Consider the following 26008-nt stretch of genomic DNA (forward strand, 5'->3'; position numbering starts at 1 on the left):
GTTCAACTGTCTTCGACCGGCCCAGTGTCGCCGTCGGTGTCGGCCTCGCGGAGCGCGTCGGCGAGACGCGACCCGTCGGGGACGGCCTGGCGGAACGCGGCCGACCCGAGTTCGACGTCGCCGTTGACCGAGAGGAACCCCAGGCGCTCGGGGTCGTCGAGGTTCGTGAGGAAGGCGACTTTCCTCGCGGCGGGGACGCCGTCGACGTCGGCCGACGGGTCGACGGAGGCGTAGAGCGAGGCGTGTTCGGCGACGTGTTCGACGCACTTCGTCGTGGGCGCGAACAGGAGGAGGAAGTAGGCGCCCGGGCCGTCGCGGGCGAGTTTCGTCCGGAGCGAGTGGGCGTCGTCCTGGTAGAAGTAGCGCTCCATCTTGCGGTACTGCCGGAGAATCTCGTTCGCGCCGGTGACGTGGCGGATGGCCGCGTCGGCCTTCAACTCGACGAGGTAGTCGACCGGGGCGGGCGAGCGGACGCGCGCGTACACGTCGACCGACCCACGGTTGCCGTAGTGGTCGTACGGCTCTTCGAGGTGGACGGTCGCCCGCTCGTAGGCGGCGTCGAAGTGTTCGACGACGGGCGTCGCCAGGTCGTCCTCGCGCACGTATCGAGAGGGGGCGTCGGCGCACAAAGGCGTCGCGGTCCGGTCGCGACCCCGCCGCGGTCCGGCCGTCACCGGGTCGCGGTCCGGTCGTGGTCCGGTCGCCGCCCACCACCGTCCGACGTCGAAACGATCGGACGAGACGCCTCGATAAATCGTCTCGCACTATCTGCGTCGTTCGTGAAACGTCCCCGGTCCGTCCGTGAAACGTGTCTCGACCCGTGAAAGGTGCTTAATCCCGGCGAAAGCGAGGCAACGCTCTCCCCGTTATATGGGGGCTCCGCCCCTCCAGTCGAGTGCGAGGTGCCCCCTGATGTCCACGTCCACCCACCTTCCCACGTCCCCGGAGGAGTTGTCCGCCGAGAGCCACGACGTCGCCGCGTTCGTCGCCCGCCCACTGCGTGCCCTCGGGTTCTGGACGGCCGTCGTCCTCCCGTTCCTCACGGTCGTCCTCCTGACCCTCGGCGTCCTGACCATCCCGCTGACGCTCGCCGCCCTCCTGCTCGTCGAACCCGCCGCGCTGGTCGCCGGCCGCGACTACGGACGCGACGACGAGTGAGCCGTCGTTCGAAATTGCGTCAGTACGTACCTTTTCGGTCGCCTGACTCGCACGTCCAGTATGGGACTCGACGAGGACGCCCTCGACTATCACCGCGAGGAGCCACCCGGAAAACTGGAGATTTCGACGACGAAACCGACGAACACGCAACGCGACCTCTCGCTGGCGTACTCGCCCGGCGTCGCCGCGCCCTGTGAGGAGATCGCCGCCGACCCCAAGAAGGCCTACGACTACACGGCGAAGGGGAACCTCGTCGGCGTCGTCTCCGACGGTTCTGCGGTTCTCGGTCTCGGCGACATCGGCGCGCAGGCGTCGAAACCCGTCATGGAGGGGAAGGGCGTGCTGTTCAAGCGCTTCGCCGACATCGACGTCTTCGACATCGAACTCGACCAGGACGACACCGACGGGTTCGTCGACGCCGTCGCGGCGATGGAACCGACGTTCGGCGGCATCAACCTCGAAGACATCTCCGCACCGGAGTGTTTCGAGATCGAGGACCGACTGAGCGAGCGGATGGACATCCCGGTGTTCCACGACGACCAGCACGGCACCGCCATCATCACCGGGGCCGCCCTCCTCAACGCGCTCGACATCGCGGACAAGGACATCGAGGACGTCGAGGTGACGTTCTCGGGCGCCGGGGCGGCGGCGACGGCGACCGCCCGCTTCTACGTCTCGCTCGGCGTGAAACGCGAGAACATCACGATGGTCGACATCGGCGGCATCCTCACCGAGGAGCGCGCCGCGGCCGGCGAGTTGAACCACCACCACGAGGAGTTTACCCGTGACGTCCCCGAAGGCGACGTCGCCGACGCGATGGAGGGTGCCGACGTCTTCGTCGGTCTCTCGGTCGGCGGCATCGTCTCCCAGGAGATGGTGCGTTCGATGGCCGACAACCCCATCATCTTCGCGATGGCCAACCCCGAACCCGAAATCGGCTACGAGGAGGCCAAGTCGGCCCGCGACGACGACGTCATCGTCGCGACCGGGCGCTCGGACTACCCCAACCAGGTCAACAACGTCCTCTGTTTCCCGTTCCTCTTCCGCGGCGCCCTCGACGTCCGCGCCACCGACATCAACGAGGACATGAAGCGGGCCGCCGCCCGCGCCCTCGCGGACCTCGCCCGCCAGGACGTCCCCGACGCCGTCCGGAAGGCGTACGGCGGGCAGACGCTCCAGTTCGGTCCCGAGTACATCATCCCGAAACCGACGGACACCCGGGTCCTCTTCGAGGTGTCGTCGGCCGTCGCCGAGGCCGCCGTGGCGTCCGGCGTCGCCCGCGAGGAGATCGACCTCGACACCTACCGCGAGCGCCTCGAAGCACGCCTCGGACGCGGTCGCGAGATGATGCGGACCGTCCTCAATAAGGCCAAGAGCGACCCGAAGCGAGTCGCCCTCGGCGACGGCGACGACGAGAAGATGATTCGCGCCGCCGCCCAGATGGAAGACGAGGGCGTCGCCGACCCGGTCCTCATCGGCGAACGCGACGCCGTCGAGGACACCGTCGCCGACCTCGACCTCGACTTCGACCCCGACGTCGTCGACCCGGCCCACCGCGACACCGAGACGTACGCGGAACGCCTCCACGAACTCCGGAAGCGCAAGGGCGTCACCCGCCGCGAGGCCGAGGAACTCGTCCGGAAGGACCCGAACTACCTCGGGAGCGTGATGGTCGAGCAGGGCGACGCCGACGCCCTCCTCACCGGTCTCACCAACCACTACCCCGACGCCCTCCGCCCACCCCTGCAGGTCGTCGGCACCGAACCCGACAGCGACCACGTCGCCGGCGTCTACCTGCTCGCGTTCGACGACCGCGTGGTGTTCTGTGCGGACACGACGGTCAACCGCGAACCGGACGAGGACGTGCTCGCGGAGGTCGCCCAGCACACCGCGTCCCTCGCGCGGCGATTCGACGTCGACCCGCGCGTGGCGATGCTCTCGTACTCCGACTTCGGCAGCGTCGACACCGAGGGCACCGAGAAACCGCGGGCAGCCGCGAGACGCCTCCGGGAGGACCCCGAGGTGGACTTCTCGGTCGACGGCGAGATGCAGGCCGACACGGCCGTCGTCGAGGACATCCTCCGGGGCACCTACGAGTTCTCCGACCTCGACGGACCGGCCAACGTCCTCGTCTTCCCGAACCTCGAAGCCGGGAACATCGGCTACAAACTCCTCCAGCGCCTCGGTGGTGCAGACGCCATCGGTCCCATGCTCGTCGGCATGGACGAACCCGTCCACGTCCTCCAGCGCGGCGACGAAGTCAAGGACATCGTCAACCTCGCGGGTGTGGCGGTCGTCGACGCGCAGGACGAAGAGTGAGAGAACGGAGGCGGAGAGCGTGCGCTACTCCGCCGAACTGAGCGGCGAACTGATGTCTTCGAGCGCCTCCTGCTCGGCGTCGACGCCGAACTTCCAGCCGACGACGGCGGCGACGAGCATGAGCGCGGCGGCGAAGACGTAACCGGCGAACAGCATCGTCCGAGAGCCGGTTCCGATGATCCGGCCGAAGATGGCGGGGGCGACGACGCCGCCGACGCCCGTCCCGATGGCGTAGAAGACGGCGATGGCCTGGGCGCGCGTCTCCAGCGGGAACACCTCGCTCGCGGTGAGGTAGGCTGAACTCGCGGCCGGCGAGGCGAAGAAGAAGATGACCGACCAGAGGACGGTCATCGCGACGGCTGAGAGCAGGTGGTTGATGAACAGGAAGCCGGTGACCGTGAGGAGGATTCCCGAGATGCCGTACGTCGCGGCGATCATCGGACGGCGGCCGACGGTGTCGAACCACCGACCGAGCAGGACGGCGCCGACGAAGTTACCGGCCGCGAACGGGATGAGGTAGAGACCCGTCTCGCCCGAGGGAATCCCGTAGTACTGCTTCAGGATGAGACCGTAGGTGAAGAAGATAGCGTTGTAGAGGAACGCCTGCGTGACGATGAGCGTGAAGCAGAGCACCGCCCGCCGAGGGTACTCGCGGAACATCGTCCGGGCGATGGTCCGCAGCGGGATGCTCCCGATGGGGGCGATGGAGATGGCCTTCTCGTCGGCCGGTTCTTCGAGGTCGACGCCGGTCTGCTCTTCGACCTCGGCCTCGATGTTCGAGACGATTTCCTCGGCCTCCTCCTCGCGCCCGTGGACCATCAGCCAGCGGGGGCTCTCCGGGACGAAGCGCCGGAGGAAGAGGACGAACAGGGCGAGGACGGCGCCCGTCGCGAAGACGAGTCGCCACCCCATCCCCTGGAACGCCGAGGTGAGGAACTGCTTGTTGAGGAAGAAGACGGTCATCGCGGAGGCGAGCGCCGCGCCGATCCAGTAGCTCCCGCTGATGGCGAGGTCGGCGTGGCCGCGCGCCCGGGCCGGGATGAGTTCGTCGATGGCGGAGTAGATGGCGGAGTACTCGCCGCCGATGCCCATCCCGGTGATGAGCCGGAAGAACGCGAAGCTCCAGAAGCTCCACGACAGCGCGGTCAACCCGACGCCGAGGAAGTAGAGCGTGAGGGTCGCGAAGAACAACTTCTTGCGACCGTATTTGTCGGTGAGCCGACCGAACACGAGCGCGCCGGCGACGGCCCCGACCAGGTAGACGGAGGCGGCGAGACCGACCTGCCCGCTCGTGAGGCCGAGCGTCGAGGGTTCGGTCAGCGCCGCGGCGAGCGCGCCGACGAGGGTCACTTCCATCCCGTCGAGCAGCCACGTCACGCCCAGCGCGAGGATGACCTTCCAGTGCCAGCGCGACCACGGCAGTCGGTCCATGCGCGCGGGGATCTTCGTCTCGTAGACGTCGTCGCCGCTCATAACGCCACCACACCACCTGGCGAGACAACTTTCGAGTTACGACACATCGTATCAGGGTTGAGAATACTCCCCGTAATGAATGAATTGTTTTACAACGGCTGTTGTGAGAAAATCACACGGGAACAGGCCACGAGGACGACCGGGCTACGTCACGCTGCCGTCGTGGGGTTCGACCGACTCGTAGGCGCGCGACGTCGCGACGTCGTGGAGTGCCTCGACGACGTCGTAGACGTCCTCGAATCCGGTGTAGATCGGGGCCGGGCAGATTCGGACGACGTTCGGCGGGCGGAAGTCACCGACGACGCCTCGCTCGGAGAGCGCCTCGGTGATCCGATAGGCTTCGGGGTGCTCGACGGCGACGTGGCCGCCGCGGCGGTCGGGGTCGCGGGGCGTGCCGACGGCGAAGTCGTCGTCGAGTCGGTCCTCGACGAGCGTGACGAGGTAGTCGGTGAGGGCGAGCGACTTCTCCCGAATCGCCTCGATACTGGCCTCGTGGACGACGTCGAGACTCCCCTCCAACGGCGCAGCCGCGAGAATTGGAACGGTGCCGATCTGCCACGCACCGGCCGACGCGGCGGGCGTGTAGGTGTCTCGGAGTTCGAACTGCGTCTCCTTCTCGTGGCCCCACCACCCGGCGAGTGCGGGCGTCCGCTCGTGGTGGCGCTCGTGGACGTAGAGACCAGCGATCGCCCCGGGACCGGCGTTCAGGTACTTGTAGCTACACCAGACCGCGAAGTCCACGCCGAGTTCGTGGAGGTCGTGCGGGACGACGCCGACCGAGTGTGCGAGGTCGAACCCGACGAAGGCGTCGTGGGCGTGGGCCGCCGCGGTGACGTGTTCGAGGTCGATGAGTTGACCGCTCCGGTAGAGCACCGACGGGAGGAAGACGAGGTCGACGTCGTCGGTGAGCGCCGCTTCGACCGCGGCCTCGTCGATGGTCCGGCCGTCCTCGCTCTCGACGACGACGGTGTGGTCGTCCGGGTCGTAGCCGCGGTTCCGGAGTTGTGCGCGGACGGCGTAGGTGTCCGTGGGGAAGTTGAGTTCGTCGAGCAGGATTAGGGGGTCGTCGAGTCGGTCGAGGAACGTCCCGACGAGCGTGTGGATGTTGACGGTCGTGCTGTTGGCGGCGACGACCTCGTGTTCCCGCGCACCGACGAGAGGGGCGAGACGCTCCCCGAGGAACTCGCCGTAGTGGAACCACGGCGGGTCGCCGTCGGTCCACCCGCGGATACCGAGCGTGCGCCACTCCTCGACGACGCGGTCGAGCGCCCGTTCGGCGTCGGTCGAGATGGGACCGAGGGAGTTGCCGTCGACGTAGTAGTCGTCGGGGATGTCGAATCGGTCGCGAAACTCCCGGAGTGGGTCGGCGGCGTCGCGTTCGCGTGAACCCTCGCGTGTCGTGTCGGGCATCGGTGAGTCTTGGCGGGCGGACTACATACTGTGTGTGGAAGGGGAGGGTCTAAGTGACAGCTGCCCGAACAGACTAGTGTGAGCTTCAGACGCACGCTCGAGGTTCTCGTCGTACTGTTCGCCGTCGCGATGGCGGTCCACTACGCACTGTTCGGACGACTCCCGGTCGGGAAGCCCGCACTCCTCGACTGAGTCTCCCGCTCCGCGTAGCTATTTGTCGGCCGCCGTCATCCCGCCGGTATGACCGAACTCGACCCCGACGTCGCCGCCGTCGTCGATGAACTCGACCGACTGGGGATTCCGGAGTGGCACGCGATGAGCGTCGAGAGCGCCCGCCGCGTCGAAGACGAGGTGTTCTCGGCCGAGGACGTCCGCGAGGTCTCGCTCGTCCGGGACCTCGCGTTCGACGGCCCCGACGGCGAGGTTCCCGTCCGGGTGTACCGCGACGTCGACGCGCCCGCACCCGTCCTCGTCTTCTACCACGGGGGCGGGTGGACCCTCGGCACGCTCGACTCGGTGGGCGCCATCTGCCGGGAACTCGCCACTCGCTCGGGGTGTGTCGTCGTCTCGATCGACTACCGACTCGCGCCCGAACACCCCTTCCCCGCGCCGCTCGACGACGCCTACGCCGCGCTGGAGTGGGTGGCCGACAACGCCGCCGCGCTCGGTGGGACGGACGTCCTCGCCGTCGGCGGGACGAGCGCGGGCGGGAACCTCGACGCCGCGGTCGCGCTCCGTGCCCGCGACGCGGACGGTCCCGACGTCGACCACCAGACACTGCTCTACCCCATCACCGACCACGCCTTCGACACCGACTCCTACCGGGAGAACGCCGACGGGCCGCTCCTCACCCGCGCGGACATGACGTGGTTCTGGGAGCAGTACCTCCGGAGTCCCGTCGACGCCGCGAACCCCTACGCGAGCGTGGTGCGCGCCCCCGACCTCTCGGGACTCCCCGAGGCGACCGTCGTCACCGCGGGGTTCGACCCGCTCCGCGACGACGGCCGTGCGTACGCCGAGCGCCTCGACGACGCCGGTACGCCCGTCGAACACCACCACTATCCGTCGATGGCCCACGGCTTCCTGAGCCTCACCGACGAGGTGGCACGGGCGGACGAGGCGATGGAACGTGTCGCGGCACGGCTTCCGAGCGGGCGAGCAGGCAGAGAGTAGCGGCGAGACGGAGTCCGCTATCCCTCGACTCGCTTCCCTCGTCTCACCACCGCCGGACGACCACCGTGAGACGCGTCGTCCCCGCGGGCGCCACGACGCGGACGTCGAACGCGGCGGCGAGGACGTGCGTCTGTCCGGCCCGGTTCTGGACGACGACGCCGTCGATAGCCTGACACCCACCGAAGCGCCGGCCCTCGCCGCGCGGGCAGTGTGCTCGACGCCACGCGACCGCGGTCGACTCGTTGCGCTCGACCCGGATGGCCGTTCCGTCGTCCAGCGAGGCGGTCCGAAGTCCGTCGAGGTGTGGGTCGAGTGCCGTCCGGAACGCGTCGACGCGTTCGAAGAGCGCGAACGGCGTCAGCGCACCGAGGCAGCGCTGCTCGCAGAGCACGGCGTAGCCGAGACGGCGCCGGCCGGCCCGGGAGCGGTCGGTCAGGCGAGCGACGACGCGACGGTGTTTCTCTGAGAGACCCGTACGCGCCCGTTCGACGGTCCCTTCACGGGTGACCGGCGGCGAGGCGTGTGCGTCCGCGAAGTAGTCGGCGACGCGCCCGGCGGCGGCCCGGTCGGCGACACTCACCGGTGGTTCGCGCACGTCGTAACGGACGCCGTCGCCGTCGGTCCGGAGCGTCACGACGACGTCGGGGAGGACCTCGTACTGCTGGCGGACGTCGGGTGCGTACCACGCGTCGGCGTCGCCGGGTGGGACCGGCGGGGGAATCGCCGGCGGCTCGGCGACGGGGGAGTCGGACATTACACCGACTGCTTCGCAATCGTAGTTAAACACTCGGCGCGAGTCAGCCGTCGATTCAGACGGCCGTTGGACTTTCGGGGGGTTGTTTCGAACACACACACGATGACCGAACACCACATTCCGAAGGGTGTGAGCCTCGACACCCTCCAGGAGATACTCGCCGGGTGGGCCGAAGTGGGGGCCGGCGAGGAGCCACGATACACCTCCGACGTCGAGGAGGTGACGAGTGTCTCCGACGTGGTCGGTCGCCAGACCCGCTTCCTGGAGGAACTCGGCATCCTCGAACCGCACCGGCAGAAACACCGACTGACGGACGCCGGCGAGGACCTCGCGAACGCGCTGGTCGAGGGCGACGACGAGCGCGCGGCGGAGCGAGCACGCGACCTCCTCGTGGACTGGGACCTCACCGAGGACGTCCGCGGCGTCGTCGAGGGGAACCCGACCGCGGAGGAGGACCTCGTCCCCATCGTCGCGGACCTCGCCGAGCAGGACCTCGACGCCGCCCGCGTCGAACCGGGAATCACGACGCTCCTCGACCTCTACGAGTGGGCCGGTCTCCTCGAACGCGACGCGGAGGGACGCTATCGCCTCCCCGAGACCGAGACTGAAGAAGAGGCCGAAGCCGAGGCCGAAGAAGAGGAGACCGAGACGACCGGCGAGGCCGTTGACGAGACGACCGCGACGGCCGCCGAGGCTGTTTCCGGGACCACCGAAGCGGCCGAACGGGCGCAGGAGACAGCCGAGAAGGCCGCCGTCGCCGCCGAGTCGACGGCGGAACGGGGAACCGAGACGGGTGGAGAGACGACCGGAGAGACCAGCGAGCCAGCGCGAACGATGACCGAGGAACCGACCGAAGCGGCCGAGACGATAGAACAGACCATCGAAGAGGTGGCCGAGCAGACCGTCGCCGAGACGGCCAGCGAGGCGGCCCGCGAGGCCGCCGAAGAGGTGGCCAAAGAGACGGCGGCGACCGTGGCGGACGAGGTGGCCGAACAGACCGCGTCGGAAACCGCCGAGTCGGTCGCGACGGTGGCCGCCGAGCGCGTCGCCGAAGGGACTGCGTCGGAGACCGCAGAACGGGTCGCCGAAGACGTCTCCGACGAGGTGCAGTCGGCCGCGGAGACCGCCCAGGACGCCGCGGAGACGGCGCGCTCGGTGGCCGAGTCGGTCGACACCGAGACGATCGAAGAGACGGCGACGGAGGCAGCGACCGAGGCGGCACGAGAGACGGCGGAGTCGGTCGCCCGCGAAACCGCCGAGCAGGCGGCCGAACGGACTGCCCGCGACGTCGCACGGGAGACCGCAGAACAGGTCGCCCAGGAGACGGCACGTGACGTCGCCGAATCTGCGGCGGAGGACGTCGCTCGCGAGGCGGCGGCCGACGCGGCCGAGACGGCCGCTCGCGAGACCGCCGAGCAGGTCGCCCAGGAGACGGCACAGGAGACCGCCGAGGAGACGGCGGAGTCGGTCGCCCGAGCGGCGGTCGGTGACGTCGAGCAGGCGGCCGAACGCGCCGCGGAAGCCGCCGAGGCCATCGAAGACGTCGTCTCAGCGGTCGAGCAGAGCGTCGCCGTGCCGTCGACCGAGACGGCCGAGGGCGCCGCCGAAGTGGCCGAACCCTCGTCGTCGACTACCGAAGCGTCTGCCGACGAGGAGGAGGCGGCGCCGACGTCGGCCGTAGAGCAGACCGAGGAGGTGCTCTCCGAGGCCGCCAACGGGACAAGCGCCGACGTGGAGCGAGCGGCCGAGGAGGCCACCCGCGAACTGCTGGCGGACGAGGGTGCAGTCGAGATTAGCTTCGGTGACGACTCCGGCGTCGAGATCCGGATCGACGAAGAGTCCGGCGTGGAGGTCCACCTCGAAGACGGCGTGGACCTCGAAGACGTCGACCTGCCGGAGGGTATCCAGGTCGAGACGAGCGACGAACCGCTCGAAACCGACGGCGGCGAGGACCTCGTCCCCGACGGGGGAGACGCCGAAAGTACTGGAAGCGACGGAAACGGCGGTGGAGTCGTCGAACTCGCCGAAGACGACGAGACCATCCACATCGACGTCGACGCCGGTCCCGGCGTCACCATCTCCGTCGGCGAAGAAGAGGAAGAAGCCGAGGAAGCCGAAGGTGAAACAGGAGCGGCCGGAGAGACCGAGGAAGAGGGCGAGGAAACCGCCGAGGAGGGCGAAGTCAAAGGTGAGGAAGAAACTGAAGGCGGAGAAGCCACCGAGGAGACCGAAACCGAGGCCGAAGAATCGGCCGAGGAGGAGAGCGAGTCGGCGGCCGAAGAGACCGAGTCTGCGGAGTCCGAGGCCGAAGAGACCGCGGAGGCGGCCGAGGAGAGTGCCGGCGAAGTGACAGCGGCACCCGGCGAACTCGAAGGTCTCGAAGATGTCCAGGAACTCGTGGCCGAAGTCGCGGAAGCCGCCGCCGAAGCACGAGAGGCCGCCGAGACGGCGAAAGAGGCCGCAAAGGAGGCCCAAGCCGCGGCACAGCAGGCCGCGGAGGGTGGCGCCGCCGCCGCGAGTTCCGAACCGGCGACGCAACCGCACGCACTCTCACTCGACGTCGACCTCGACGCCGACTCCGAGGATCTGGAGGCGCTCGTTCGCGGCATCCGGCGCGGGCTGACGCCCGAGGACGACGACTGAGCCCCGTAGGCCACCTGGGCCACCCCCGTGTTTAGGCTCGCCGAAAACCGGAAGCGACTTATTTATTTAGGTGGGCCTAAAGGCATGGACGACACCAGCGACCACTGGACGCCGACGCGGCGGGATTACCTGCGAGGAAGCGCGATGCTCGTCGGTGGCGGGTTGCTCGCCGGCTGTACCGGCGGATCGAGCGGTGAGAACGCGATGGCCGACGACGGGACGACCGCGTCGACGACGACCACGGCGGACTCCTCCTACACGGTCTCGATGGCGCCCGTCGGTGAGGTCTCCTTCGACCGCGTGCCGGAGAGCGTCTTCACCGTCTTCCCCCAGTACGCGGACATGGCGGTCGCGCTCGGCCACGGTGACGCCGTCGACACCGTCTACGTCCCGAAGATGTCGGGGACGACGATGAACCACTACTACCACCACCTCGACGGCGTCTCCTTCGACTGGGAAGGTCTCCAGGACCCGTTGGCCGACGGAATCACCAGAGAGGAGGTGTACGAACTCGGGAGCGACGTCCACTTCGTCGACCCCGCGTACGTCACCACACAGGACGGGTGGAACCGTTCCGACGTCGAGGAAGTCGCCTCGACCGTCGGTCCGTGGTTCGGGAACTTCTACAGCGGAACACACGCGACGGCGCCCGAAGCGTACCGAGACGACTACCAGTACTACTCGCTCTGGGAGTTGTTCGGGAAGGTCGCGCAGGTCTTCCAGGAGACCGAGCGCTACCGGCAACTCGAAGCGGTCCACGCCGACCTCCTCGAGACGATTCGCGAGGGACTCCCGCCCGCGGAGGAGCGACCGACGGCGGTCCGCGTCACGATGGCCCCGAAACGCGACGTGTTCTACACCTACCACCTCAACGAACCAGGGTACTGGCTGGCGGACACCCGGCCGCTCGGCGCGACCGACGCCTTCGCCGCGAAGGACTGGTCGAACCTGTGGGGAACGGTCGACTTCGAGACGATGCTGGAGGCCGACCCGGACGTCATCCTCAACCTCTGGGGACTCACGCCGTACGCCAGCACGGCGACGACCCGCGAACGACTTCAGGACCACCCGGTCGGCAGCCAGTTGACCGCCGTACAGAACGACCGTGTCTACCCGGCGGGGATGCGCTACCAGGGACCGCTCATGAACCTCTTCCAACTCGAGATGGGCGCGAAACAACTCTACCCCGAACAGTTCGGCGCGTGGCCCGGGTACACTGACGGCGAACCGTACCCCGACATTCCCACCGAGGAGCAACTCTTCGACCGCCAGCGCGTCGCGGCCATCGTCGCCGGCGACCGCTGAGGGTGCCCGTTCGACCACCGAGTTTCGCAAACTGAACAACGGCGGGGGCTTTACCTTCACGACTACAAGAGAGGGAGACGGGTCGCGCGACCTGCTGCAGCACTCCCCCCAACCTCCCCCCTTTCCCCTTCCCCGACGCGCTGGGCGTGCACGGGGAACTCTTCGTCCGACACTACGTCGGTCCTCCCGTTTTCCCCTCTCCCTCTCGCGTCGTCAGTACTGTGCCAGCGCGTAGAACATCACGACGAGTCCGGAGGCGATGAGCAGACTCTCGACGGTCTGGAGGGCGAGGAGTTCGCGGCCGTTCAGGTCGTTCCACCCGCGGATACCGACCTCGTAGACCAACTCGAGGACCGACCCGATCGTGATGAGCGCGAAGCCGACGGCGGCGCTCCGGAGTGGCTGTCGGCGGTAGCGCCGGTACGCGCGGTAGCTGAGCGCCGTCAGGACGCTCCCCGCGACGAACAGGATCGCATTCACGACGAGCAGTGCCCAGAGTTCCGGTGGTTCAGACACGTGAGGTCACCCGGCGTCCGGTGAGCCGGTTGGGTCGTCGTCCGCACCGGTCTCTCGCCCGCTCTCCCGTTCGAGGTCGGCCCACAGTCGGGAGAGCGAGTCCGCGTAGTCCGTCGTGAAGTCGAAATCGACCGAGAGCGCGCCGTCGTCGAGGTGGAGGTGGACGGCCGAGACGACGGTCTCGAAGCGTCGGTGGTGGTGGCCGTCGTCCGCGATGGCGGTGTGTTCTTCGATCAGGTCGAACTCCTGGAGTGCATCGAGTCGGCGGTACACCGTCGGCGTCGAGACGCCGCAGTGGTCGGCTAACTCGTTCGCGGACACCGGCCGCTCGCTGGCGAGGACCAGTATCTCGCGGGCGACCTCGGAACCGAGGACGTCGAAGACGTTCTCGGCGCGCCACTCCTTACTCACGCGACCGACCCCGACGTCCGCGAGCGGTTCCACCGAGAGTCGTCACTCCGCTGCGGTTTCTGAGACATAACCGACGCTAATCGTCCGACGGGTAAAAGCTTCTCTCACCGCCGGCCACGAGCCACGTTCGCGGACGGTCACCACCGAGCCGTCAGGCCAAAGAGTGGGGACGGCCAAATCGGGGCCATGCACGGGTCGTCGCTCCGCCGCCGCGAATTGCTAACGCTCCTCGGCGGCGGTACGGCCGCAGGACTCGCGGGCTGTGCAGGCGTCCTCCCGGGTGGAGAGCAGTCGTCCGGTCCGACCGAACCGGTCGGCGACGACCGCGCCCGGCGACTCGCCGAACAGTTCGCACCCACACTCTACTTCGACGCCGCGGAGACGTGGTTCCCGACCGACCCCCGGCCGTACGCCAGCGAGCAGGACGGCGAGCGCGTCGTCACGGGGTTCGACGCCGTCGACGGCTACCTCCGAGACTACGAAGCACAGGGCGGTGCGCCCCCGAACCCGACGGTGTTCTACAACGCTCGGACGTACCCCGACACCACCCTCTCGGTCGTCCAGTTCTGGAGTTACTCGGCGTTCGACCAGTTCACCACCAACTTCCACTGGCACGACTGGGAGGTGCTCCACGTCTTCGTCGACGACCGGAGCGGCGCCGCCCAGTTGTACGTCGCGAGCGCTCACGCGCGGAAAGTCCCGAACAACGAGTTCCTCGACCCGCAGACCGAACCGCGCGTCCTCGCGGAACTCGGCTCGCACTCCAGCGGCGTCTCGCTGAACGCGGAGGCGGCGAGTTTCCAGCGCTTCTCGCTCGGGTCGCTCTCGGCGGACGTGACCAACGACAGCATCGACGCGGTGGAGGCGCTGACCGACTTCCCGGTGGCCTACGGACTGCCACGCGACGAGGGGTACCGCCTCCCCTACGTGGTGCCGGAACTCGACGGCAAGCCGGTGTACGACCACCCCGAGATTCCGCACTTCGAGCGCGAGCACCTCGCGCCGCCCGAGTTGACTGTCCGCTCGTTCGCCGACCTCGCGACGCCGCCGACGGACCTCCCGCCCCGCGAGACCGGCGTCACCCTCGGACCCGAAGGGGGCGAGACCGAGACCGACCACACGTACTCTCTCGCCCCGACCACGGCCGTCGAGGACATCTCGGCGTTCACCGGCCCACAGTTGAGTTTCGAGTTCGCGATTCCGAAGTTCGCCGAGAACGCCGTCGCCTCGCACCTCACGACCACGGCCGCGCCGTGGACCCAACCGCGCTACCGCGACCCGCTGGCGGACGTCACCGACTCCAGACACCGCGCGGCGCTGGCCGACCGCTACGGGCTCTCGCCGGGTGGGCTCGGGACTCAAATCGTCGGCGTCCTCAGGGACGTCGTCCCGAACGGGGATGCACCGGACGGCGAGGGCGTGACGACGACCGACCCCACCGTCGAGAGCGTCGCCCTCGTCGAGAGCGACCCCGTCGCCGTCCCCTCGTTCGGTGGCGTCGTCGTCGCTCGGGGCCTCCCCGCGGGCGAGCACCGCCTGACCGTCAACACGGCCGGGAAAGCCCCCTACGCCGAGCGCGTCCGCGTGAACGGGGACAACGGCGAGACGGCGACCGCCGGCCCGGACGGCCACGTGGGGCTGGTCGCTAACCGGGACGCGACCAAACTCCGGGTCGACCCGACGACGGTCGACGCGGACCTCCGTGAGTTCTCCGTGGCCGACGACTTCGGCGGCGAACTCTACCGGACTCACCTCGACGGGACGGACGCCGTCTACGTGCATCGCGGCGGCGCCTACACCGCCGAAGTCGTCGACGCGGACGGCGCGGTCGGCGCGTTCCGGTTCAACCACGACCTCGCGTCGGACCGGCCGGCGACCGTCGAGCGCCCGCGGACCGGGAAGGCCTCGTTGGCGTCGTTCCTCGCGGACATCTCGGCCGGGACGCGACGGACGGTCCAGCAGTCCGCGGCGGACGGTGTCGCACCGGGAGTCCGCGGTCTCCTGACCGCACTCGACGCCGTCCGCGAAGCGGCCGAGCGCGCGGCGGAGCGTGCGTCGGCGGGCGACGCGAAGGGTGCGAACGCCAGACTCCGTGCAGTTCAGACCCGCCTCTCGAAGGTGCGGGACGCCCTGGCGACCGTCCGCGGGGCGATGCCGAACGGGACGTCGCGGGCGGCGGAGAAGCGACTCTCACAGGCCGAGCGTCGGACCAAGCAGGCGCTCGCGGCCGAGAAACTCTGAGTCCCGGTTCGCCCAAGCGTTTTCCGCCTCGCGACCACACCACCGACCAGCATGTCCTCGAGGCAGTACGAGCAGTGCGCGATCTGTGGGTGGACCGGCGAGCGAAGTGACCTCGACGGCCGTGACGGCGCGTTCCACTGTCCGGCCTGCGACGAACCACTCGTAGTCGAATAGGCGCACCGCGAGTCGTGTCAGAGAGGTAACGTGACGGGTGGCCATCAACACTTTTCAGCGGGCCTTCGAAGGTTTTGCCGGAGTACCGGATAGCCAGCGAATCGACTACAGACGCGACTCTCCCAAGCCACATGGCACGGCAAACACAACTCAGGAGCGCCATCCTCGCGGCGCTACTGGTACTGTCAGTTTTCGCAGGAAGTATCGCATTCGCCGGTTCGGCCGCAGCGGTGCAGGCCGACGGCAGCAGCATCGACACCGACCCGGCGGACCCCAACGAGACGGCCACGCACAAGGTCGTCCTCGAACTCACGGGTAACGAGGGTGGGAACGCTCTCTCGGACATCTACGTGAACTACTCGGTGGACCCCGCGTACAACGGGTCCGTCGCGAACGTCACGAAAGAGGACGTTCTCCGCGTCGGCGTCGACGTCGACGAGTCCGGCGACATCGACCAGCAGGCGAAGGACCTGAAGCGCGTCCTCCACCCACACAACGGGACGCTCGTCTTCGACTTCGGCGGCGACACGAGCCTCAAAGACAACGAGTCGGTCATCGTCGTCTTCAACAACACGACGAACCCGACGACCGGCGAGTACAACGTCTCGGTCGACGTCAACACCGGGAGCAAGTTCGACCCGGTGAACACGACGCTCAAAGTCGGCCCGAACGTCACCGACTACGAGACGAACGAGACCGAGGTGACGGGCTACGAACCGGCGTCGGACCACGACGAGATCATCGACTCCGCGCCGCCGAACCCGGGACAGACGGCGACTCACCACGTCGCCATCGCCACCTCCTCGAACGAGGTGGGTAACTCCCTCTCCGACATCCAGGTGAACTACCACGCCGACGGGAGTTTCGACGGCTCCGTCCAGGACGTCGGCATCGAGGACGTGAAGAAAGTCGGCTTCGACATCGACGGTGACGGCGACATCGACGTCTCCACGATGGACGACCTGAAGTCCGTCACGACGACGAACGTCGGCGAGACCGTCACCTTCGACTTCGGCGGGAACTACGGTATCAAGGACGACTACGGCGTCATCGTCGTCTACTCGGACGTCCAGAACCCGACGTCGCCGGGCAACTACACCGTCCAAGCCGACATCAACGTCCAGTCGACGAAGAACCCCCGTACGGGGTCGCTCGTCCTCGCGAACTACACGTTCCGTAACCTCACACTCCACAACTACACCGCGCTCAACGCGACGTACAACAACACGACAGTCCTGAACAGCACGTGGAACAACACGACCATCGTCAACTCCACGTTCACGAACGTCACGCAGAACCGGACGGTCTGGACCAACGTGACGGTCCAGAACGCGACGCTGAACAACACCACGTTCTACAACACGACCTGGCGGAACGTCTCCGTCGTCAACGAGACGTGGTGTAACCAGACCTGGCAGAACGTCACCGTCACGAACACGACGTGGGCCAACGGCACCGCGTGCAACGTGACGTGGACCGACTCCACACTCCGGAACGCGACGTGGAACAACACCACCATCTACAACACGTCGCTGGTGAACGTCACGTGGCAGAACACCTCCGTCGTGAACTCGACGTTGGTGAACACCACGTGGAACAACACGACGGTCTGGAACACGACGCTCAACAACACGACCGTCGTGAACTCGACGTTGGTGAACACCACGTGGAACAACACCACGACGACGAACGTAACCGTGACCAACGCGACGCTGACGAACGTCACGTTCCAGAACGTCACGCTGTCGAACGTGACGATATCGAACGTCACCTGGACCAACGTGACCATCACGAACGAGACCTGGGAGAACACGTCCGTGACGAACGCCACGTGGTCGAACGCCACGCTGGCGAACGGGACGTGGGAGAACACCTCGTTCTACGAGTTCGACCTGACCGACACGACGTTCGAGAACGTGACGTTCGACGACTCGGACGTCCGTGACGTCACCTTCGAGGACACGTCGCTCGACGAAATCGCGCACGACCGCTCGCGTCTCGAGAACTTCACCGTCGACGACGAGGACCTCGACGACGGCGTCGTCGACGACGAGAAGATCAAGAAGGAGAAGAAGTACATCAAGAAGACGAACAACGGCGACGGCAACAGCTAACGCGCTCGCCGATTCCGCAGTCCTCTTTTCTTCGGTGCAGTTGGTCGAGTAGCGACCGTCCGGTCAGGACGTCCAGTACGAGGGCGTCAGCAGGACGAGCACCGGGACGATTTCGATACGGCCGACCCACATCAGCACGGTGAGGGCGGCCTTCGTCGTGGCCGGGAGTCCCTCGTACGTGCCGTAGGGACCCGCGATTCCGAAGGCCGGTCCGACGTTGAAGAAGGTCGCGGCGGCGATGGACATCGCCTCGAACTCCGAGAGCGCGAGTCCGACGCGCGCCGCGTCGGCGGCCACGAGCGCCGCGGTGAACGCGAAGAAGAGGAGACTGACGAGCGTGTAGCCGTACACGTCCGCGAGCGTCTCCTCGTCGACGACGTCACCGTTGAGTCGGACCGGGCGGACGAGTTCGGGGCGGATCGACCGGAAGAGGTCGCGGCGGAACCCCTTGAGGACGACCAGCCAGCGGACCACCTTGATTGAGCAGGTCGTACTGCCGGCCATCCCCCCGAGGAAGAGACAGGCGAACAGGAGGTGACGGGCGAGCGGCGGCCAGGTGTTGTAGTCGACGCTCGCGTACCCCGTCGTCGTCACGATGGAGGCGACCTGGAAGGCGGCGTGGCGGAGCGTCTCCGGGGTGGTCGCGAAGAGACCGCCGACGACCAGCGAACCGGTGACGCCGACCGTGAACACGCCGAGGAGGACGAGGTAGAAGTGGAACTCGTCGCTCCGCCAGAGCGCCTCGACCTCTCCGCCGAGCACCTCGTAGAGCAGGACGAAACTCGTCGCACCGACGATCATGAACAGCGTCGTCGCCCACTGGACCGCCCCGGAGAAGGCGCCGAGACTCTCCGGTCGTGGGGAGAACCCCGCCGTCGAGACGGTCGTCAGGGCGTGGGCGACGGCGTCGAACGGGGTCATCACGGGGGCGAGTCCGACGACGTGGAGTCCGTAGAGGACGGCGACGTTGAGCGCCGTGAGTGCGATGTAAAGGAGCCAGAGGAGCCGGGCCGTCTCCCGGATGTGCGGGGTGAGTCGGCGGACGTCCTGGAGTTGGGACTCGCCCTCCATCAACTGGGCGCCGTTGACGCCGAGTCGGGCGAGGACGGCCGTCGCGAGCACGAGGATGCCGAGCCCGCCGAGCCACTGCAGGATCTGCCGCCACAGCAAGATGGCGCGACTGTGAACGGAGAAGTCGAGCAACACCGTCGCGCCCGTCGTCGTCACGCCGCTCATGCTCTCGAAGAGCGCGTTGACCGGGTGTGCGACGGCGCCCTCGCCCGCGACGACGAACGGAACGGCGCCGACCAGGGCGACCACGAGCCACGCCAGCGATACCATCAAGAACGCCTCGCGTCGACCGATGTCCCCGCCCGCCCGGAGTCGTTCGAGCGCGAGTCCGCTCGCCCCGGTGAGGACCAGCGGGAGCAAGAAGGGCGCGACCGGCGTCCCGTCGAAGACGGCCAGAACGAGCGGTGCGAGCAGCGGGACGACGAGCCACTTCAGTACGGTCCCGACTTCGCCGACGCTCGTCCGCCAGTCGACTCTGACCTCCATCGTCGGGTATCGACTCGGCCTACCGCCGCCGAGCGTAAAGTGACACCGACTACGTGTGGGTGTCACGAGTCGAACAGCCACGTCGGGACGAAAAAAAGAACCGGGTGTGAGTGTGAGCGCGAGCGGAGCGGTTACTCGTCCGAGGAGGACTCCGTGTCCTCCTGCTCGTCTTTCACTTCGTCCTCGTCGTCTTCGCTCGCGGCGTCACTGTCTTCGTTCTCGTCACCTTCCTGCTCGGTCTCGTCTTCGGACTCGTCGGTCTCTTCGTCCTGCTTCTCGTCCTCTTCAGCCTCGTCTTCGTCCTTCTCTTCACGCTCCTCGTCGGGGCGCTCGTACTCGACCTTCTCCTCGACGAGCGTCAGCGTGCCGTCGTGGCGTTCGTACGTCAGTTCGCCCTCGACGTGGTCACCCTCGAACGTGACTTCGAGTTCGTCCACGTCCTCGTGGGTGACGTTGCGGACGTCGACCGAGACCGTCCCGTTCGCGCCGGTGGTTCCGACCTTCTCACCGTTCACGGAGACGGTCAGGTTCGCGACGCCGCTCCCGTCCGCGTCGGTGACGGTGAGCGTCGCCGTCCCGTTCTCGTAGGTCACGACCGCGTCCACGTTCGCGGGCGCGGCGGTCGCGTTCGCGGCCGTCGACCCGTTCGTGGTCGACTCGTTCGTCGGCGAGGCGGAGGCAGCGGGGCCGATGCCGCCCGAGGCGGCGACGGCACCGCCCATCGACAGCAGTACGACCAGTCCGGCGGCGAGTAGTTTCGTGGTGTCCATCGTTGCACTCGGTAGAACGGTCCAGACCCACTTCAACCAGGACGACCGTGTCCGTCGATTTCGGTCGATTAAGCCGAGTTAAACGGTAGTGAACGGTCCCGCCACGGCGTCGACCGGAGCAAACGATATGTACCCGTGGCGTGACACGACACCGTGACCGTGATCGACCCGTCGGGCGCCGAGCGCGTCCGCCGACGCTTCGAACAGCACCTCGACGTGGGACTCCACCACGGCGCGCAACTCGCCGTCTACCGCGGGGACGAGCGACTCCTCGACCTCGCCGGCGGCGTGACCGGGTACGACGGCGAGGCGACGACGAGCGACCGGAAACACCTCCTCTTCTCCTGTACCAAGCCGCTCGCGGCCGCGGCGCTCCACCACCTCGTCGACGCGGGCAACCTCGCCTACGACGACCGCGTGGTCGACCACTGGACCGAGTTCGCCGCCGACGGCACCGCGAAGGCCGAGACGACTGTCCGCCACGTCCTGAGCCACCAGGCGGGGTTGGCCACGACGGCCCTCGACGCGAACCCCGACGCCTGGACCGACTGGGACGCGTCCGTCGAGTACCTCGAAGACGCCGACCCCGCACACGACCCGGGCGACGATGTCGCCTACCACTCGCTCTCCTTCGGGTACCTCGTCGGCGAACTCGTCCGACGGGCGAGCGGGCAGTCGGTCGGTGCGTACGCCCGCGAGCACGTCTTCGACCCGTTGGGGATGGACGACACCTACATCGGCCTCCCCGACTCCGAACCCGACGACGTGGCCACGCTCGTCGGCTTCGACCCGTTCGACCGCTGTCGCTCGCCCGACGCCGGTCTCGCCACCGGCCCGCACGAGGCGGCCGCGCTCTTCAACGAGGAGTCGGTCCACCGCGCCGAGATTCCGGCCGCCGCGGGCGTCGGGACGGCCCGCGACCTCGCGCGCTTCTACGCGACGTGGGCGAACGGCGGTGCCTTCGACGGCCAGCAGTTCGTCTCCGAAGCCACCGCGTCGGCCGCCGTCGACGTCCAGGCCGAGACCGAGTCCGACGGAAAACTCGACGTCCCCCGGCGCTACGGACTCGGGTTCGTCCGTGCCGGCCCGGTCACCGCGAACTTCGGCGCCGCCGCTCCCTCGCGGGTGTTCGGCCACGGCGGCCTCGGCAGCAGCGTCGCGTGGGCCGACCCGGAGACCGGTCTCGCCTTCGCCTACGTGACGAACGGGGTCCGCGACAGCTACGAACACGCCGCGCGCGTGAACCAACTCGGCGACGCCGTCAGAGCGGCGTTCGACGGGGAGACCGAGAGCTGAGAGCGCCGACCCACTAGGTCAGTTGAACAGTTGTACAATCGTTCAACTGTTCGGCGCTCACCACCAGTCGAGTCGTCGGTTGTGACGGTCGAGGTAGTCCGAGGCGACGTCGACCTCGACTCGCTCGTCGGCACGTTCGACGAGCGTCCGCCGGAGGACGTCGCTCTCCGTCTCGAAGTCGGGGTCGAGTTGGAGTCGGTAGTCGGTGTCGAGGGTGAAGAGTCCCGCGTCGAAGGCCGCGTGGTGGGTCCGACTCAGCGGGAGGACGTTCCGCGGGTCGGTCCGGTGGTCGGGGAAGCCGCTCCACGGGAGGACGTGCGCGACGTCGAGGAGGCGGTCGTGGTCGACGCCCGATACCGGACACCGGTGTCCGTAGCGGTCGAGAACGTGCGCGCGGAACGCGGCCGGAATCGAGCGGGCACCGACGACCGTCTCGTACTCGGCGGCGGTGTAGTCCGGTGTGACCTCGTCCACGTCGGCGGCCCGGTCGGTCCCGAGGTCACGGATGCGGTAGCGCCCGGCGTCGTCGAGAAAGTCGACCTCGCCGCGGTCGCGGAGTTGCTGGAGGACCTGTCGAACCTTCGCGTCGACGTGATCGTTGTCCGGGAACTCCGCGACGAACACCGCGCGCGACTGGTCGAGGAAGTCGCCGAGTTCGACGACGTCGCTCCCGGTCTGTTCCTCGAAGCGTGCGAGTTCCCGCCTGACCACCCGGCGCCAGCGCGACATGCCCCGGCGTAGGCGATCAGTCGATCAAAAGGTTTCGCCGCGTGGGGGTGTTCAGTAACCGAGCGTCTCCTCGACGAGGACGACCGTGGTGCGGCCCTCGGTGCCCTCCTGGCGGTAGACGAGTTCCTTCGCGGGGTAGCTCTCGACGCCGTAGGCGTCCTGTGCGCGCTCGTTCTCGAAGGGGTACGCGAACTCGTGGAGGCGCTCGCGGGCGGTCTCGACGTCCTCGACGACCTTGTTGACGCCCGCGACGACGAGGAGGTGCTTCGCGGCGAACGGGTACGCGCCGACGCGACTGCCCGAGAGGTCCGCGGCGACGAGCGCGCCCGTCCGCGCGATGGCGTTCGCGCTCCCGAGGAAGTAGTCGGCGGTCTGGGCCTCGCGACGGGCGTCGGCCCGCGCCTGGTCGTCGTCGATGCTGAAGACCTTCCCGTAGAGGTTCTCCCAGTCGTGGTCGCCCTCGTTCAGGTACTCCATGAAGCCGATCTCTTCGAGCGTCGTCGAGTGACCGTTCATCACCGAGGACTCCGCGGGAATTTCGTCCTGCAGGAACGCCAGGGCCGCCTCGGCGTCCTCGACGACCTCGACCTCGAAGCCGCTGTCCTCGAGGTTCTCGACCGTCTCCTCGAGTTCGTCTCGGCTCGGGTGCTCGTCCCAGGACTCGTCTACGTCGACCTCGTCGATGTAATCGGACTTCTGCTGGCTCACGTCGGAGAAGAGAGGGGAAACGTAGAAGAGACTGCGGGCAGCGGCGAGTCGTGCCCGAGCGAGTGACGTCGACGTCACCCGGTTACACTCGCGTCACCGGTGGTGGTCGGCGACGCTCGCCGTCGCGAGGAGGCGACGACGTTTCCGAGATTCTCGCTCCCTCCGGTCGCTCCCGCTCGCCTTCCCGAGATTCTCGACGGCTCACGATGTTCGCCGTCTCCGAATCTCGTTAGTCGTCCTGCGTCGGCGCCGCCTTCCGCTCCTCGTCGGCGGCGGGCTTCTCCCGGTCGCTCCGTGGACCGTCGAGGTCCACTTTCGGGAGTTTGTCGCGGAGGTAGTGACCCGTGTAGGACCCCTCCGTTCGGGCGACTTCCTCGGGCGTGCCGGTCGCGACGACCTGGCCACCCTTCTCGCCGCCCTCGGGACCGAGGTCGACGACGTGGTCGGCGTTCTTCACGAGGTCGAGTTCGTGCTCGATGACGACCACGGAATTCCCTCTATCCGTGAGGCGCTGGAGGACGTCGATGAGTTTACGCTCGTCCTCGTGGTGGAGCCCCGTGGTCGGCTCATCGAGCAGGTAGAGGGTTTCGCCGGTCGACTTCTTCCCCAACTCCTCGGCGAGTTTCACGCGCTGGGCCTCCCCGCCCGAGAGGGTGGTGGAGGGCTGACCGAGGCGCATGTAGTCGAGACCGACGTCCTTCAAGAGTTTGAGGCGGCGGCTGAGTCGCGTGTCGGCCTCGAAGAACTCGTAGGCCTCCTCGACGGACATGTCGAGGACGTCCGCGATGGTCTCGCCCTTGAACGTGACGTCGAGCGTCTCGTCGTTGTAGCGGGCGCCGCCACACTCCTCACAGGGGACCTGCACGTCCGAGAGGAAGTTCATCTCGATGGTGACGGTCCCCTGCCCGCCACACTCCTCACAGCGGCCGCCCTTCACGTTGAAGGAGAAACGACCCTTGTCGTAGCCGCGCTGTTGGGCGAGTTTCGTCTGCGCGAACTTCTCGCGGACGTAGTCGAAGACGCCGGTGTAGGTCGCGGGGTTCGAACGCGGCGTCCGACCGATGGGCGACTGGTCGATGAGGCGGACCTTCTCGACGTGCTGGATGCCCTCGATGCCGTCGTGCTCGCCGGGGTCGACGGACGTGTTGTCGTTCATCGAGCGCGCGAGACCCTTGTAGAGGATTTCGTGCATCAGGGTCGACTTGCCGGACCCCGAGACACCCGTGATGGCGGTGAACGCGCCCACCGGGACGTCCACGTCGACGTCCTTCAGGTTGTGCTGGCGGGCGCCGCGAATGGTGATAGCGTCCTCCCACTCGCGGCGCTCCTCGGGAACGGGAATCTGCTTGCGGCCGGCGAGGTAGTCGCCGGTGATGGAGTCCTCGTTCGCCATGATCTCCTCGACGTCGCCCTGCGCGACGACCTCGCCGCCGTGGCGACCCGGACCGGGACCCATGTCGACGACGGTGTCGGCACGGCGCATCGTCTCCTCGTCGTGCTCGACGACCACCAGGGTGTTACCGAGGTCGCGGAGTTCCTCCAAGGTATTGAGGAGGCGGTCGTTGTCGCGCTGGTGGAGACCGATAGAGGGTTCGTCGAGGACGTAGAGGACGCCTACGAGCCCCGAGCCGATCTGCGTGGCGAGGCGGATACGCTGGCTCTCGCCACCGGAGAGGGTGGAGGCCTCGCGGTCGAGCGTGAGGTAGTCGAGACCGACTTCCTCCATGAAGCCGAGGCGGGCGCGAATCTCCTTGAGAATCTCCTCGGCGATTTTGCGCTCCCGGTCGGACATGCCCTCCTCGACGCCCTCGAAGTGCTCGCGGGCGTCGCCGATGGACATGCGGTTGACCTCGGTGATGGCCGTGCCGTCGACGAGGACGGCCCGCGACTCGGGCTTGAGGCGAGTGCCGTCACACGCCGGACACGTCGTCACGGACATGTAGTCCTCGATGTGCTCGCGCGTGGAGTCCGAATCCGTCTCGACGTAGCGGCGTTCGAGGTTCGGGACGACGCCTTCGAAGGGTTTCTCCTTCCGGCGGGTACCGTTCTTCGTCTGCCGCTTGAAGACTACTTCCTCGTCCGTGCCGTAGAGGAACGCCTGCTGGACGTCCTCGTCGAGGTCTTCGAACGGCGTCGAGAGCGAGACGTCGAAGTGCGCGGCGACGGAATCCAGGCGCGTCTTGTAGTACGAGCGGTTGTAGCTCCACGGTTCGAAGACGTGCTTGAGCGCCTTCGACTCGTCCTGGACGACGAGGTCCTCGCTGACCTCCTTCGTCTCGCCGATACCCTCACACTCGGGACAGGCCCCGTGCGGGGAGTTGAACGAGAAGCTGCGCGTCTCGATCTCGGAGATGTCGATGCCGCAGTGGACGCAGGCGAGCTCCTCGGACATCTCGACGACGAGGCGGCCGTCGCCCTCGCCGGCCAGGTCGCCGGTCGAGCGGGTCTCGCTGCCGAGCGAGGCGTCGAGGTCTTCGGGCGGGTTCGGGAGGATGACCTTCAGGACGCCGTCGGCCTCGTCGAGGGCGGTCTCGACGGAGTCGGTGATGCGCGAACGCGCGTCCTCGCTCACCTTCACGCGGTCGACGACGACGTCGACGGTGTGGTCGTAGTTCTCGTCGAGGTCCGGTTTCTCCGTCGCGAGGTCGTACTCCTCGCCGTCGACCTCGACGCGGGAGTAGCCCTCGGCGAGGAGGTCGTCGAAGCGGTCTTCGAAGGCACCCTTCTGGTCGCGGACGACCGGCGCGGCGATCTTGGCCTTCGTCCCCTCGGGGAGTTCGAGGACGCGTCGGACCATCTGCTGGGCCGACTGCTCGCCGACCTCCCGACCGCACTCGGGGCAGTGGGGGTCGCCGACGCGGGCGTACAGCAGGCGGAGGTAGTCGTGGAGTTCCGTGACCGTCCCGACGGTCGAACGGGGGTTGTTCGCGGCGTTCTTCTGGTCGATGGAGATGGCCGGCGAGAGTCCCTCGACGGCCTCGACCTGCGGTTTGTCCATCTGCCCGAGGAAGTTTCGGGCGTAGGCGGACAGCGACTCGATGTACCGTCGCTGGCCCTCGGCGTAGATCGTCTCGAAGGCCAACGAGGACTTCCCCGACCCGGAGAGTCCGGTGACGACGTTGAACTGCTCGCGGGGAATCTTCACGTCGAGGTCCTTGAGGTTGTGTTCCTCGGCGCCTCGGACCTCGATGTAGTCCTCACTCATTCTGTACCAGATTACGCGCGAGGGGGTGAAGGTTTGTCGGTCCGGGAAGAAA

Annotated in this window: 20 protein-coding genes; 9 read left to right on the forward strand and 11 right to left on the reverse strand. The window is 67.7% G+C overall.

Annotation, left to right across the window (positions count from 1 at the left end; genetic code table 11):
* Positions 1–2: 2 nt before the first annotated feature.
* A complete protein-coding gene (locus P0Y33_RS09905) occupies positions 3–602 on the reverse strand; it encodes a hypothetical protein (protein ID WP_279527247.1) in 600 nt (199 codons plus the stop codon).
* Positions 603–912: 310 nt separating this feature from the next.
* Here P0Y33_RS09905 and P0Y33_RS09910 point away from each other — a divergent pair, with 310 nt between their 5' ends.
* Together P0Y33_RS09910 and P0Y33_RS09915 are read left to right on the forward strand one after the other, a co-directional pair.
* Entirely contained in the window at positions 913–1158 is a 246-nt protein-coding gene (locus tag P0Y33_RS09910; RefSeq protein WP_279527248.1) for a hypothetical protein, read from the forward strand.
* Between the two features lie 60 nt (positions 1159–1218).
* Positions 1219–3477 carry an NADP-dependent malic enzyme gene (locus P0Y33_RS09915; protein ID WP_279527249.1) on the forward strand — a complete coding sequence of 753 codons (2259 nt, stop codon included), beginning with the start codon at positions 1219–1221 and terminating at the stop codon, positions 3475–3477.
* A 24-nt stretch (positions 3478–3501) separates the two neighbouring features.
* Here the strand turns inward: P0Y33_RS09915 and P0Y33_RS09920 are convergent, their stop codons facing one another.
* Together P0Y33_RS09920 and kynU are read right to left on the reverse strand one after the other, a co-directional pair.
* Positions 3502–4950, reverse strand: coding sequence for an MFS transporter (locus P0Y33_RS09920; protein WP_279527250.1), 1449 nt, complete (start codon positions 4948–4950; stop codon positions 3502–3504).
* A gap of 144 nt (positions 4951–5094) precedes the next feature.
* Positions 5095–6360 (reverse strand): kynureninase, encoded by a 1266-nt coding sequence (kynU, locus tag P0Y33_RS09925; protein ID WP_279527251.1) that lies wholly within the window; start codon positions 6358–6360, stop codon positions 5095–5097.
* Positions 6361–6600: 240 nt separating this feature from the next.
* Between kynU and P0Y33_RS09930 the strand changes: the two genes are divergently transcribed.
* Positions 6601–7533: an alpha/beta hydrolase gene (locus P0Y33_RS09930; RefSeq protein ID WP_279527252.1), complete on the forward strand. Its 933-nt coding sequence runs from the start codon at positions 6601–6603 to the stop codon at positions 7531–7533.
* 43 nt (positions 7534–7576) lie between these two features.
* Here P0Y33_RS09930 and P0Y33_RS09935 read toward each other — a convergent pair whose 3' ends face one another.
* Positions 7577–8287: a DUF7261 family protein gene (locus P0Y33_RS09935; RefSeq protein ID WP_279527253.1), complete on the reverse strand. Its 711-nt coding sequence runs from the start codon at positions 8285–8287 to the stop codon at positions 7577–7579.
* A 102-nt stretch (positions 8288–8389) separates the two neighbouring features.
* Here P0Y33_RS09935 and P0Y33_RS09940 point away from each other — a divergent pair, with 102 nt between their 5' ends.
* Both P0Y33_RS09940 and P0Y33_RS09945 read left to right on the forward strand, forming a co-directional pair.
* Positions 8390–10930 carry a hypothetical protein gene (locus tag P0Y33_RS09940; protein ID WP_279527254.1) on the forward strand — a complete coding sequence of 847 codons (2541 nt, stop codon included), beginning with the start codon at positions 8390–8392 and terminating at the stop codon, positions 10928–10930.
* 84 nt (positions 10931–11014) lie between these two features.
* Positions 11015–12235 carry an ABC transporter substrate-binding protein gene (locus P0Y33_RS09945; RefSeq protein WP_279527255.1) on the forward strand — a complete coding sequence of 407 codons (1221 nt, stop codon included), beginning with the start codon at positions 11015–11017 and terminating at the stop codon, positions 12233–12235.
* Between the two features lie 213 nt (positions 12236–12448).
* Here P0Y33_RS09945 and P0Y33_RS09950 read toward each other — a convergent pair whose 3' ends face one another.
* Complete coding sequence (locus P0Y33_RS09950; protein ID WP_279527256.1) at positions 12449–12751, reverse strand: DUF7521 family protein; 303 nt, start codon at positions 12749–12751, stop codon at positions 12449–12451.
* Positions 12752–12757: 6 nt separating this feature from the next.
* On the reverse strand, positions 12758–13195 hold the full coding sequence (locus P0Y33_RS09955) for an ArsR/SmtB family transcription factor (RefSeq protein WP_279527257.1): 438 nt from the start codon (positions 13193–13195) through the stop codon (positions 12758–12760).
* A 153-nt stretch (positions 13196–13348) separates the two neighbouring features.
* Between P0Y33_RS09955 and P0Y33_RS09960 the strand changes: the two genes are divergently transcribed.
* The 3 genes from P0Y33_RS09960 (at position 13349) to P0Y33_RS09970 (ending at position 17691) form a co-directional block, all read left to right on the forward strand.
* The gene (locus tag P0Y33_RS09960) at positions 13349–15403 is read left to right on the forward strand and encodes a hypothetical protein (RefSeq protein ID WP_279527258.1); all 2055 of its coding nucleotides are present in this window, start codon (positions 13349–13351) and stop codon (positions 15401–15403) included.
* Positions 15404–15454: 51 nt separating this feature from the next.
* Positions 15455–15577, forward strand: coding sequence for a transcription initiation factor IIE subunit alpha family protein (locus tag P0Y33_RS09965; RefSeq protein ID WP_279527259.1), 123 nt, complete (start codon positions 15455–15457; stop codon positions 15575–15577).
* Positions 15578–15708: 131 nt separating this feature from the next.
* On the forward strand, positions 15709–17691 hold the full coding sequence (locus P0Y33_RS09970) for a surface glycoprotein (RefSeq protein WP_279527260.1): 1983 nt from the start codon (positions 15709–15711) through the stop codon (positions 17689–17691).
* A gap of 63 nt (positions 17692–17754) precedes the next feature.
* Here the strand turns inward: P0Y33_RS09970 and P0Y33_RS09975 are convergent, their stop codons facing one another.
* Entirely contained in the window at positions 17755–19248 is a 1494-nt protein-coding gene (locus P0Y33_RS09975) for a TrkH family potassium uptake protein (RefSeq protein ID WP_279527261.1), read from the reverse strand.
* A gap of 131 nt (positions 19249–19379) precedes the next feature.
* Positions 19380–20018: a hypothetical protein gene (locus P0Y33_RS09980; RefSeq protein WP_279527262.1), complete on the reverse strand. Its 639-nt coding sequence runs from the start codon at positions 20016–20018 to the stop codon at positions 19380–19382.
* A gap of 153 nt (positions 20019–20171) precedes the next feature.
* Here P0Y33_RS09980 and P0Y33_RS09985 point away from each other — a divergent pair, with 153 nt between their 5' ends.
* The gene (locus tag P0Y33_RS09985; protein ID WP_279527263.1) at positions 20172–21314 is read left to right on the forward strand and encodes a serine hydrolase domain-containing protein; all 1143 of its coding nucleotides are present in this window, start codon (positions 20172–20174) and stop codon (positions 21312–21314) included.
* Positions 21315–21371: 57 nt separating this feature from the next.
* Here P0Y33_RS09985 and P0Y33_RS09990 read toward each other — a convergent pair whose 3' ends face one another.
* The 3 genes from P0Y33_RS09990 to uvrA form a co-directional block, all read right to left on the reverse strand.
* On the reverse strand, positions 21372–22043 hold the full coding sequence (locus tag P0Y33_RS09990; protein WP_279527264.1) for an HNH endonuclease: 672 nt from the start codon (positions 22041–22043) through the stop codon (positions 21372–21374).
* A 51-nt stretch (positions 22044–22094) separates the two neighbouring features.
* On the reverse strand, positions 22095–22751 hold the full coding sequence (locus tag P0Y33_RS09995; protein WP_279527265.1) for a lactate utilization protein: 657 nt from the start codon (positions 22749–22751) through the stop codon (positions 22095–22097).
* A gap of 229 nt (positions 22752–22980) precedes the next feature.
* Entirely contained in the window at positions 22981–25956 is a 2976-nt protein-coding gene (gene uvrA, locus P0Y33_RS10000; RefSeq protein ID WP_279527266.1) for an excinuclease ABC subunit UvrA, read from the reverse strand.
* Between the last annotated feature and the right edge of the window lie 52 nt (positions 25957–26008).

Origin of the sequence: Halospeciosus flavus, assembly GCF_029814175.1 — an archaeon.
Classification (GTDB): Archaea; Halobacteriota; Halobacteria; order Halobacteriales; family Halobacteriaceae; genus Halospeciosus; species Halospeciosus flavus.

Excerpts from the sequence above, each read along its gene's own strand:
- P0Y33_RS09910 (WP_279527248.1), top strand. The coding sequence starts at position 913 with ATGTCCACGTCCACCCACCTTCCCACGTCCCCGGAGGAGTTGTCCGCC.
- P0Y33_RS09915 (WP_279527249.1), top strand. The coding sequence starts at position 1,219 with ATGGGACTCGACGAGGACGCCCTCGACTATCACCGCGAGGAGCCACCC.
- P0Y33_RS09920 (WP_279527250.1), bottom strand. The coding sequence starts at position 4,950 with ATGAGCGGCGACGACGTCTACGAGACGAAGATCCCCGCGCGCATGGAC.
- kynU (WP_279527251.1), bottom strand. The coding sequence starts at position 6,360 with ATGCCCGACACGACACGCGAGGGTTCACGCGAACGCGACGCCGCCGAC.
- P0Y33_RS09930 (WP_279527252.1), top strand. The coding sequence starts at position 6,601 with ATGACCGAACTCGACCCCGACGTCGCCGCCGTCGTCGATGAACTCGAC.
- P0Y33_RS09935 (WP_279527253.1), bottom strand. The coding sequence starts at position 8,287 with ATGTCCGACTCCCCCGTCGCCGAGCCGCCGGCGATTCCCCCGCCGGTC.
- P0Y33_RS09940 (WP_279527254.1), top strand. The coding sequence starts at position 8,390 with ATGACCGAACACCACATTCCGAAGGGTGTGAGCCTCGACACCCTCCAG.
- P0Y33_RS09945 (WP_279527255.1), top strand. The coding sequence starts at position 11,015 with ATGGACGACACCAGCGACCACTGGACGCCGACGCGGCGGGATTACCTG.
- P0Y33_RS09960 (WP_279527258.1), top strand. The coding sequence starts at position 13,349 with ATGCACGGGTCGTCGCTCCGCCGCCGCGAATTGCTAACGCTCCTCGGC.
- P0Y33_RS09965 (WP_279527259.1), top strand. The coding sequence starts at position 15,455 with ATGTCCTCGAGGCAGTACGAGCAGTGCGCGATCTGTGGGTGGACCGGC.
- P0Y33_RS09970 (WP_279527260.1), top strand. The coding sequence starts at position 15,709 with ATGGCACGGCAAACACAACTCAGGAGCGCCATCCTCGCGGCGCTACTG.
- P0Y33_RS09975 (WP_279527261.1), bottom strand. The coding sequence starts at position 19,248 with ATGGAGGTCAGAGTCGACTGGCGGACGAGCGTCGGCGAAGTCGGGACC.
- P0Y33_RS09980 (WP_279527262.1), bottom strand. The coding sequence starts at position 20,018 with ATGGACACCACGAAACTACTCGCCGCCGGACTGGTCGTACTGCTGTCG.
- P0Y33_RS09990 (WP_279527264.1), bottom strand. The coding sequence starts at position 22,043 with ATGTCGCGCTGGCGCCGGGTGGTCAGGCGGGAACTCGCACGCTTCGAG.
- uvrA (WP_279527266.1), bottom strand. The coding sequence starts at position 25,956 with ATGAGTGAGGACTACATCGAGGTCCGAGGCGCCGAGGAACACAACCTC.